Source organism: Inquilinus limosus MP06, from assembly GCF_000767795.1.
In the GTDB taxonomy this organism is placed as follows: Bacteria; Pseudomonadota; Alphaproteobacteria; order DSM-16000; family Inquilinaceae; genus Inquilinus; species Inquilinus limosus_E.
Genome location: NZ_JANX01000726.1, coordinates 1 through 2,610, shown reverse-complemented (window position 1 = coordinate 2,610; position 2,610 = coordinate 1). Strand labels below are relative to the sequence as shown.

Sequence of the window (2,610 nt, the reverse complement as noted above, 5' to 3'; positions counted from 1 at the left end):
ACACCGCCGGAATCGCCTGGGCCGAGGTCTTCGTCGGCGGCGGCAGCTCCGCCGTGGCCGCGGCGGTCATGGCGGGACTCGGCGTCTCGCCCCTGGCCCGCCGGACGGCGCCGCCCGGCACCGTCGATGTCGGCCCGCGCCTCGGCTTGCCGGCTCTGGCCCCGATCGAGGTGATGCTGCATTCGCGCCTGTCCGACCCCCGGCTCGCCGGGGCCTTGCGCGGCCTCGCCGCCGCCTTCCGCATGCCGGTGGCGGCGTGACTCGGCGTCGCAGCAGGACCAAAGGCACGAGCGGGCCGGGAGGTTCCCGGCGCCGGCGCGGGGGTGGCATGTGCCGGCGCAGCGCAACGCGACTCTTACCGAACCATGGCGGCATCGGTTAGAGTTCGCGCGCCATGCGAACCCTCTACCATATCTGGCTCTCCGCCCAGTCCCGCATTGTCCGGCTCTTGCTGGCCGAGAAGGATCTGCATTGCGACATGAAGGTCGAGCGGGTCTGGGAGCGCCGCGAGGAGTTCCTCGCCCTCAACCCGACCGGCGAGGTGCCGCTGCTGATCGAGCCGGACGGCACGACGCTGACCGATGTCTGGGTCATCGTCGAGTACATGGAGGAGATGCATCCCGAGGTGCCGCTGCTGGGCGACACCACCCTGGCGCGGGCCGAGACCCGGCGCCTCCTGGTCTGGTTCGACCAGAAGTTCGGCCGCGAGGTTACCGAGAACCTGGTCGGCGAGAAGTTCATGAAGCGGGTGATGCGTACCGGCCAGCCCAGCTCGGACGCGATCCGCGCCGGCCGGCAGAACGTGCACTACCACCTCGACTACATCTCCTACCTCGCCGAGTCGCGGCGCTGGCTGGCGGGCGACGAGTTCAGCCTGGCCGACATCGCCGCCGCCGCCCATCTCTCGGTGGTCGATTATCTCGGCGACGTGCCCTGGGACAGCCACCCCGAGGCGCGGCAATGGTATTCGCGCATAAAGTCCCGCCCCAGCTTCCGGCCGCTGCTGGAGGACCACGTCCCCGGCATCCCGGCGCCGGCGCATTACCGCGACCTGGATTTCTGACCCGGTCCGTCCTATCTTTGTTGCGAGTGATTCTTAAATAGAGCCGTCCCGGGCGGCGGCTGATCGGAGACGAAGCATGGACGCGTTGGACCTTCTGCTGAAGCGCCGCTCGGTGCCGGCCCGCAACATGGTCGAGCCGGGGCCCGACGCCGCGGCGCTGGAGCGGATCCTGCGGGCCGGGACGCGGGTGCCGGACCACGGCAAGCTGACCCCCTGGCGCATCCAGGTGCTGCGCAAGGACGGGCAGCGGCGGCTGGGCGAGACGATGGCCGAGATCTTCGCCCGCGAGAACGCCGAGGCGAACGAGGCGCAGATCGAGGCGATGCGGCAGAAGCCGGCGCTGGCGCCGCTGCTGCTGGTGGTCACACACAAGCCGCAGCCCGGCAAGATCCCGGAGCTTGAGCAGATCCTGTCCGGCGGCGCGCTGTGCCAGAACATCCTGATGGCGGCGCACGCCCAGGGCTATTGCGGCAGCTGGATCACCGGCTGGCCGGCCTTCCACCCGCAGATCGTCGAGCTGCTGGGCCACGACCCGGCGACCGACAAGATCCTCGGCTTCATCTATCTCGGCACCCCGTCCGAGCCGATGGAGGACCGCCCGCGCCCGGCGCTGTCCGACGTGGTCTCGGAGTGGTCCGGCCCGCTGGTCCAGGTGGCCTGAGGGACAGCACTTCCCGGCCTCGAAGTCCTGCACCGTCATTGCTTCGCTGCGCTCGCAATGACGGTGAAATGTAGGCGTCCGGAACGTCAGTCTCCGACCAAAGCCTCGCCGACTCACGCGGCCGCGGCGGCCACGCGCTCCGACTCCATCAGCGCCAGGAAGGCCCGCGCCGCCGGGTTGACCGGGCCGTCGCCGGCGCCGCGCTCGGCATGGGCGACGCCCAGCTCCCAGCAGATCTCGGGCGGGGCCAGCGTCGCCACCGCCAGCGGCGGGCGGTGCGGGTCGGCCGGATGCGCGGCGATGATCGCCTCCGGCACCAAAGCGATGCCGAGGCCGAGGGCGACGAGGTCCAGCGCGGTCGGCAGGTCGTTGACCTCGAAGCCGGTGCGGCGCTCCACCCGCACCCGGGCGAAGGCCTGGTCGACCAGCTGGCGGGTGCCCCAGTCGGTCTGGAAATCGACGAAGGTCTCGCGGCCCAAGCGACTGAGAGGCACGTTCTTGCGGCCGGCCAGCGGTGTCGTGCGGCAGGCGGCACCAGCTCCTCGCAGGCCAGCATGGTGGCCTGCACGTCGGGCGGCGGCGCCGGCTGCATCGGGCACGAAGGCCAGGTCGACGCGGCTGTCGCGCAGCTTCTCGAACAGACGGTCGGACCCGCCCTGGCACAGCTGGATCTCCACCCCCGGGATGGGCGGCATGGAAGCGGGCCAGCAGCTCCGGCAAATCGACGAAGGGCGCCAGGCTGTGGGTGGTGCCGATCGCCAGCCGACCGCGCGCCAGGCCCTGCACCTGGGCCACCGCGTCGCGGGCGCCCTGCGCCGCCGCCAGCACCCGCCGCGCCTCCTCGGCCAGCACCCGGCCGGCGGCGGTCAGGTCCACCCGCCGCGTG

Annotated in this window: 4 protein-coding genes and 1 pseudogene; 4 read left to right on the top strand and 1 reads right to left on the bottom strand. The window is 71.6% G+C overall.

The window, feature by feature from the left end:
- The 3 genes and pseudogenes from P409_RS39510 to P409_RS31500 all read left to right on the top strand — a co-directional run.
- Window positions 1–260 (top strand): annotated as a pseudogene (locus tag P409_RS39510) (hypothetical protein); the annotation flags it as partial.
- A gap of 134 nt (window positions 261–394) precedes the next feature.
- Complete coding sequence (locus tag P409_RS31505; protein ID WP_034847823.1) at window positions 395–1,063, top strand: glutathione S-transferase family protein; 669 nt, start codon at window positions 395–397, stop codon at window positions 1,061–1,063.
- A 76-nt stretch (window positions 1,064–1,139) separates the two neighbouring features.
- Window positions 1,140–1,724 (top strand): nitroreductase family protein, encoded by a 585-nt coding sequence (locus P409_RS31500; protein ID WP_034847821.1) that lies wholly within the window; start codon window positions 1,140–1,142, stop codon window positions 1,722–1,724.
- 113 nt (window positions 1,725–1,837) lie between these two features.
- Here P409_RS31500 and P409_RS31495 read toward each other — a convergent pair whose 3' ends face one another.
- Window positions 1,838–2,419 (bottom strand): LysR substrate-binding domain-containing protein, encoded by a 582-nt coding sequence (locus P409_RS31495; protein WP_052121625.1) that lies wholly within the window; start codon window positions 2,417–2,419, stop codon window positions 1,838–1,840.
- Between P409_RS31495 and P409_RS41045 the strand changes: the two genes are divergently transcribed.
- A partial coding sequence (locus P409_RS41045) for a hypothetical protein (RefSeq protein ID WP_238578817.1) occupies window positions 2,418–2,610 on the top strand: 193 nt, incomplete at its 3' end. The genes P409_RS31495 and P409_RS41045 overlap by 2 nt on opposite strands.